Origin of the sequence: Alkalibacterium iburiense, from assembly GCF_039521845.1 — a bacterium.
In the GTDB taxonomy this organism is placed as follows: Bacteria; Bacillota; Bacilli; order Lactobacillales; family Carnobacteriaceae_A; genus Alkalibacterium; species Alkalibacterium iburiense.
In genome coordinates this window covers 1,008-8,073 of record NZ_BAAACW010000093.1, presented here as the reverse complement: position 1 = coordinate 8,073, position 7,066 = coordinate 1,008, and the positions used below count along the sequence as shown (strand labels likewise).

Below are 7,066 nucleotides of genomic sequence, written 5' to 3'. Positions count from 1 at the left end.
ACTCCCACTTATGTTAATCAGAGGAAGTATTTCTCTTTTTTTCTTGTTTTTTCATAAAACTTTTTACACTACCTCAGAGTGTACCAGAACGTATAATTGAGATTAATAGCCATAAGCCCATGATAATAGCTCCAATGAATATAACAATAGCAAAAAGGGATATGCTTCCATCTGATAATACGAGAATGATAGAAGATGCTAAGATAAGAGCAGCTATGATTAAGGCGAATACAAGTCTGTTGACCATCTTATTCACTTCGCGCCATTTATCTTCAAAATGGACTAAATCCAAATGCACCATTAATCTTCCATTGTTAATCATATCCAATGTTCTTTTGACCGTCGTTGGCAGTTTGAACGAATCCGTTGCAAACTGGTAAGCCCCTAATTTAATTTTATCTCTAGAGAAATCGTCCAGTAAATTAATATCTTCGCTTGCTTTAAAGTAGGTTGTCGCTATTTCCATCACATTAATATCCGGATAAAGATCTGTGACAACCCCTTCTACTATCGTTAAGGATTTACCTAAAATGATAAAATCATTCGGCATAACCATTTTATAACTATGCGTTATTTCCAGTACATCCGAAAAGAACGTACTCAAATTCAACTGGCCGAAACTTCTGGAAATATAGGTTTGATAAAACTCATGCAAATCTTCACTAAATGCAAATCTATCTATTTTCTCTTTTGTGATAGCCATCTGTAATAAGATATTCATTAATTGATCTAAATCTTCAAACACAATGGCTCGCATTAACTTAATTAAATCATCACGCACAGGTTGAGACAATTCCCCTACTATTCCAAAATCAACGAGAACAATCTTTTTATCTCTGATAATCATATTTCCGGGATGAGGATCTCCATGGAAAAAACCATCCTTGAATATTTGTTTTAAAAATGAGTAAACAAGCTTCTTGGCTAAATCCTCTTTGACATACCCAGCTTCTCTAATTTGATGCAGGTTCAAACTTCTTACTCCATCGACAAATTCCATAACAATGACCCGTTTGGAAGTATATGGCAAATATGGTTTCGGAGCGGATACAGCCTCTACATCCTCATTTAGCTTTCTAAATTTAACTAAGGCCTGCCCTTCATTTCTGAAATCCAACTCTCTTTCAGTCGTATCTGCAATCTCTTTAAATGCTGCATCGACATCTACTAGCATTTCTCTAACAGTCTCTGGAGCCATCGATACAATTCTTGAAAACAAGCGAATATCTCTAAGCAGAGTGGCTTCTATATCCGGACGCTGAACTTTAACTACGACTTCTTCACCGGAATAAAGTTTAGCTCGATGAACTTGAGCAACAGAGGCACTGGCTAAAGGTACTTTCTCTATTGAATCAAACACCTCTTCAATATTCTGATTAAAATCCTCTTTAAAAATCCGTTCAATTTCTGAATAGTCAAATGGTGGCGCATCATCTCTCAATTTAGATAGTTCTGCTATATAATCAGGAGGCAGTAAGTCCTGACGTGTTGAAATAATTTGGCCAATTTTAATAAAGCTGGGTCCTAGCTCTTCAAAAGCCAATCTTAAATTGGCAGCATCCTGTTCTTTGTTCTTTTTTCTGACACGCGTACGGTAGATATGTCCAAATCCATACGAAGCTAAGACACTCGCAATTTCTGTTAATCTTTCCCGATTACTTTTCACACCAGTTGCCCCCTCTCAGTATTAATAAAAACGGTGTTGACCAAGTTCTAATCAACACCTGTTTGTTATCCTTCAGTTGATTGGTCAGCTATTTTTCTTTCCAGCTCTCGTACTTTGGCTTCCAATTCGTCAATATCTTGTCTTTGTGCCACGTTCATTTCAAGTAGCAAAGCTTCTAAAGTTTCTCTTTCTTCTTCTGAAACCTCTCTGCTGTTTCTTTGAATTAATTCTTCAGTGAGTTTTTTACCTTCGGATACAGTTAATTTTCCACGACTGACTAGTTTATCAACTTGTTCTACGGCTTTTTCGACGGCAATTGCAGTCGATCCTACACCTATTAACAATGCTTTTTTTATCTCTTCCATCATGTGAATGACTCCTTCCGTTATTATGGTACAAAATTATTATAACACTCATCTGGACTATTGTCAGAGATTTCCTTTTGGCAATGAGCTCTACTTGTCTTACCTATCATTATAGAATTTAAGGTAATGGATTGCCTGCTGCACGATAAATGGCATACCAATCTTCTCTGCTAAGCTCTATGCCAGAGGCTTGACTATAGTTTTTTATTCTTTCAGGATTCATCGTTCCTAGTATAACTTGCATTTTGGCAGGGTGTCTTAAAATCCAAGCAATGGATAAGGCTTCGTGGTTTACTTCATACTTTTCACCGAGTTCTTTTAGTTTTTCATTTATTTCCGGATACTCTTCATTGTTTAAAAAGACACCTTTTTCACCGTGGACTGGAGACCAGGGCTGTATAGTCATATCATGTAAACGACTATATTCTAAAATCCCTCTATCGTGGTCTATGGCATGGTGTCCTTTTCTATTCAAGTGGAATGAAGCGTCGAACATGCCAGTATGCATCACACTGAGTTGTAACTGATTCGTGACCAAATCTTGTTTGACATATTTTTTCAACAACTCAACTTGGTAAGGACTATGGTTACTGACCCCAAAGTACTTTACTTTTCCTGAAGAGTGGAGAGCATCAAAGGCTTCCGCTACTTCTTCTGGCTCTACCAAGGTATCTGGTCTGTGTAATAACAACACATCTAAATAGTCTGTGTCTAATCTTTTTAATATCCCATCTACAGAAGAAAGTATATGTTCTTTAGAAAAATCATAGTAAGTATAACGAATACCCACTTTCGACTGTAAGAGAATATCCTCTCTCTTTATACTTGTTTCTTTTAAAGCTGCTGCAAATTTTCTCTCAGACTCTCCTTGCCCATATATATCCGCATGATCATAAAAGTTTATCCCAGATTCGTTTGCTGTTTCGATCACCTTCGCAGCCTGGCTTATTTCCAAACCATTCATACGCATACAACCTAATGCAATTTCAGACACATTTAAATCGGATTGACCTAATGTAATTCTTTTCATTTTCACAGCCTCCGTTGCTTTATTTTAGCTTTATTATACTCCTTATAAGCTAAAGATGCGAGAATTCTCATAATCAATTGGGTGGTTTATTAAAATTCGATGTGACATTAGTGTGTCAAAATTGTGACAAATTTTAAGAATGAGTAAATGTGACAATTTTTTGTCAAATTGTATTGCTTTTTATATAGACACGCTTTAGAATAGGTATTGTAACAAATCGTTCACATTTTATCTTTCCTAAATGCCCATTACATAAAATGTAAGAGCGACACATTTGAAAGGAGTAATAACTTATGATTACATTATACGTATCACCAAGTTGTACATCTTGTCGTAAGGCTAAAGCGTGGTTGGAAGAAAATAATTTGACTTTTGAAGAAAAAAACATCTTCCACGAGCCACTGACCAAAGAGGAAATTAAGAATATACTCAGTTTGACGGAAGAAGGAACAAGTGAACTCATATCTTACCGTTCTCAAGCTTATCAAGCCTTAGATGTTGATATAGAAGAATTGTCATTGTCGGATTTACTCACTTTATTTGAAGAACAGCCCAGTCTCATTAGACGTCCAATTATAATGGATGAACGTCGTTTACAAATCGGCTATAACGAAGAAGAAATCAGATGCTTCTTACCGAGAAAAGTGAGAGAGATTGAACTAGCAAAAATTCACCTTAAATTAGCAAATGAAGAAACAGCATAATAAAAACGAGTAGATTATTCTACTCGTTTTTTTATTCATTTCCATAGTAATCTTCGTTATAATCTTTAGAAATGTCATTATTCGAGTCTTTCTCATCTTCGGATTCAGATTTTATCTCTACTTCCTGAGTCGGTTTGTCAGTATCTCCATCCCCTCTTTTAACGTCTTCAGCTGTATCTTTCCCCAACACTTTTCTTTGATACTCATCTTCTTTATATAAGAAAACATTATGAGCGATTTTTAATAGTGGTCTCATTAAAAGAAACACTGCTCCAAATAAATATAAGTAGCCCCCGATCCGGGTATAACTTGTGAACAATTGCAATATACTCGCCGACAAGTAAAGTGCACCAGTGAACAGGTCGTTAATTAAAGAAATTAATGTATAGTAATTTTGAAAGTAAACACGAAACCTTCCTGCTTTTACAATGATATCTTCTTCTTCTCCAGGATCTACATCGTGCTTTTTTGTTTCAATTTTTGGCACTAGCTATCATCTCCTCTAGACAAAAGCTGTTATTTCTATACACACTCTAGCAGAAAATCCCAGAGTAATCTTCTATTTTGATTATGATAACCTATATTGAAAAAAAAGAGACTGATTACATTATATAACCAGTCTTAAACCGTGTATTTTATTGTTTGACACTTCCCGCTGTTACCCCACCAATAATATAACGGGATAAGAAAGCATACAGTAAGAGTAATGGAATAATAGTGAGAGTAATTCCCATATACATTGCTCCATATTGCTGTCTGTATCCATCTGTAGTCAGTAGCTGCACTAACATAGGGAGTGTGTACATAGAGCGTTCATTAATTAAGATTAATGGAAGCAGGAAGTTATTCCAAGAACCAATGAAACTGAATATCGCCATGGTTGCTAAAGCAGGTTTCATTAAAGGTAACATTATGGAATGAAAAATTTTAACTTCAGATGCTCCGTCAATCCTGGCTGAGTCCGCTAATGCCGGATGATACACTGTTTCTAAATACTGCTTCATAAAGAATACAGTTGGCGCACTGGAAACAGCTGGAAGAATTAAAGGAATATAACTATTTAACAAATTAATATTTGCCATAAACCTATAAAATCCAATAATACTTACTTGTTGTGGGATCATAATTAAAGCTAAGACAAGACCCCAAAAGAAAGCTTTTCCTTTAAAGTCATAGACAGTTAAAGCATAAGCCGTTAAAGATGAAAAGTAGAGGTTTAAAGCTGTCGATCCAAAGGCAACAATGAAGGAGTTACGATACCCTTCAAATACATTAAAGCCTCTGCCGATTAAATATTCCCAGTTATTGACAGCTTCTCCTCGTGGTATGAGTGATAAACCTTGTTGGATTTGAGGTGTAGAACGTGTCGCGTTCACTATAACTATCCAAAAAGGAATAATTGAAAGAAAGGTTAAGATGATAAAGAACACATATAACAATACTCTTTGAGATTTCAAAATCTTTCTTTCATTAGCTGATTGTTCCATCATGTCTTATCTCACTATCCTTTCTTTCGTTTGATATTTTTCGAAGATCTTTCTTTTAAACTCCGGAATACAAGCAAACTGAGAACCATTGTCATGACTAATAAAACAACGGACGCAGCAGCGGAAACATTTAAGTTCCTACCACCTGTGAATGCTTGTTTATATATAAACGTTATAATCGTTTCTACCGATTGATTTGGTCCGCCTCCAGTTAATAGATAAGGGATATCAAACATTTGCAGACCACCGATTAAGGATGTAATTAACACATAAATCGTAATGGGTTTCATTAACGGCATGGTAATTTTAGTAAAGCTTTGCCAATCTGTCGCTCCATCGACTCTGGCAGCATCAAATAAGTCTTCATCAATCCCTATAATACCTGCCTGGAGAACAATAGTTGTTTGTCCATACCACATCCAGAATTGAATAAACGATACAATTAAACGTGTAGCTGTAACGCTACGAAAAAACTCAAAAGCCGTGTCTACCACTCCAGTTCCCATTAAGAATTGATTAACTGGTCCTCTTGGATAACTGAAGAGTGAACTGAATATAACTGCAACTGAGGCAGCTGTGATGATATTGGGTAGATAAAACATCGCTCTAAAAAAACCAACCGCTTTTAAATTCAATCGTCGACTTGTAAACCAGTAGGAAAGCAGAAAAGCTAATACGATTTGAGGTAGAAAGTTCACTGTCCATAAAATAAATGTATTAGATATGGCTCGCCTAAAAAGTTGATTATTGTACAAGTTAACAAAATTATTTATGCCGACAAAATTTGCTTCTGTTGCCCAACCTGCCAAATCAGTAAACGATAGGTAAATGGTATAAAACATGGGATACGCATTAAACAATAGGAAAAAAAGGAAAAATGGGGCAATAAATACATAAGCCCATTTGTGATGGTTCTTTCTTTTGGCAAGTCTCTTAGGGCGCATACGTTCTTCTGCTGTTCCTGTTCGAGTAGTGTCTTCTACATTAGATGCCATAAGCGACTCCTTTCTTAAAAGATTCGAAGTGCAGCTGAAGAATTCGAACTGCACTTTCGAGTCTTTATTCAGTATATTACATAGAAAACTATCTATTATTAATCCACTTGAATGTCTGGATATAAGCTTTGAACTTCCATCTTGAACGCATCAATAGCTTCTTCCATACTCATCTCACCTTTAGAGTAAGGTGTCAATGCTAAATCATCAAATGCACCAGCAATACTTTGATCGTATTCTGTGATAATACTTGCATCGATATTTGGTATCGCTTCGGCAAAGGCATCGTAATGGTTTTGTCCACCTAGGAATTCCATTTCGTAATCGCCACGTACCTCTTCAACAACTCCCATATGAGAGACAACGTCACCTTTATCTAAAGCCCAATCTGTCATGAACTCTTCACTCGTTGTAAGGTACTCAATTAAATGAGCGGCTTCTTCTTGCATGTCTGAGGTTTGCGGTATACCAACCCATGTTCCTCCTCTAAAGTAAGAAGCAGGACCCGTAACCATTCTCCAGTTTCCAGCAGTTTCTTCCCCGTTAGGTACTAACCAGAAATGCATTCCCCAAGTTGGAAGACTGTAACCTAAAATTTCATCACCATTCATACCGGCAAAGTATTCTTCTCCTTGTGGATCAGCATCCATCATCAAGCCTTCTTCCACCATAATCTTGGCAGTTTCAAGTAACTCATAAAGTTGATCATCAATAACTAGTTGACCATCCACTACCCATCCTTGGTCTCGTGTATTACGGTAAGGATGAGCCAAGTCTCCTCGACCAGAAATCATAAAGACTTCTCCATTTGTGTTATCG

General features: G+C 36.4%; 8 protein-coding genes. 1 reads left to right on the top strand and 7 read right to left on the bottom strand.

From position 1 onward, the window contains the following. Nucleotides 1-73 precede the first annotated feature (73 nt). The 3 genes from ABDZ53_RS07600 to ABDZ53_RS07590 form a co-directional block, all read right to left on the bottom strand. Nucleotides 74-1,666: an ABC1 kinase family protein gene (locus tag ABDZ53_RS07600; RefSeq protein WP_343755180.1), complete on the bottom strand. Its 1,593-nt coding sequence runs from the start codon at nucleotides 1,664-1,666 to the stop codon at nucleotides 74-76. Between the two features lie 65 nt (nucleotides 1,667-1,731). After that, complete coding sequence (locus tag ABDZ53_RS07595; RefSeq protein WP_343755178.1) at nucleotides 1,732-2,034, bottom strand: phasin family protein; 303 nt, start codon at nucleotides 2,032-2,034, stop codon at nucleotides 1,732-1,734. Nucleotides 2,035-2,149: 115 nt separating this feature from the next. Next, nucleotides 2,150-3,061 carry an aldo/keto reductase gene (locus ABDZ53_RS07590; RefSeq protein WP_343755176.1) on the bottom strand — a complete coding sequence of 304 codons (912 nt, stop codon included), beginning with the start codon at nucleotides 3,059-3,061 and terminating at the stop codon, nucleotides 2,150-2,152. 293 nt (nucleotides 3,062-3,354) lie between these two features. Here ABDZ53_RS07590 and spxA point away from each other — a divergent pair, with 293 nt between their 5' ends. Continuing rightward, entirely contained in the window at nucleotides 3,355-3,765 is a 411-nt protein-coding gene (gene spxA / locus ABDZ53_RS07585; RefSeq protein WP_343755174.1) for a transcriptional regulator SpxA, read from the top strand. 31 nt (nucleotides 3,766-3,796) lie between these two features. Here the strand turns inward: spxA and ABDZ53_RS07580 are convergent, their stop codons facing one another. From ABDZ53_RS07580 to ABDZ53_RS07565, 4 genes are all read right to left on the bottom strand, one after another. Further along, nucleotides 3,797-4,252: a YrhK family protein gene (locus ABDZ53_RS07580; protein ID WP_343755172.1), complete on the bottom strand. Its 456-nt coding sequence runs from the start codon at nucleotides 4,250-4,252 to the stop codon at nucleotides 3,797-3,799. Between the two features lie 148 nt (nucleotides 4,253-4,400). Next, nucleotides 4,401-5,255 (bottom strand): carbohydrate ABC transporter permease, encoded by an 855-nt coding sequence (locus ABDZ53_RS07575; protein ID WP_425541687.1) that lies wholly within the window; start codon nucleotides 5,253-5,255, stop codon nucleotides 4,401-4,403. Nucleotides 5,256-5,266: 11 nt separating this feature from the next. Continuing rightward, the gene (locus ABDZ53_RS07570) at nucleotides 5,267-6,196 is read right to left on the bottom strand and encodes a carbohydrate ABC transporter permease (protein ID WP_343755182.1); all 930 of its coding nucleotides are present in this window, start codon (nucleotides 6,194-6,196) and stop codon (nucleotides 5,267-5,269) included. A 149-nt stretch (nucleotides 6,197-6,345) separates the two neighbouring features. After that, a partial coding sequence (locus ABDZ53_RS07565) for a type 2 periplasmic-binding domain-containing protein (protein ID WP_486187747.1) occupies nucleotides 6,346-7,066 on the bottom strand: 721 nt, incomplete at its 5' end.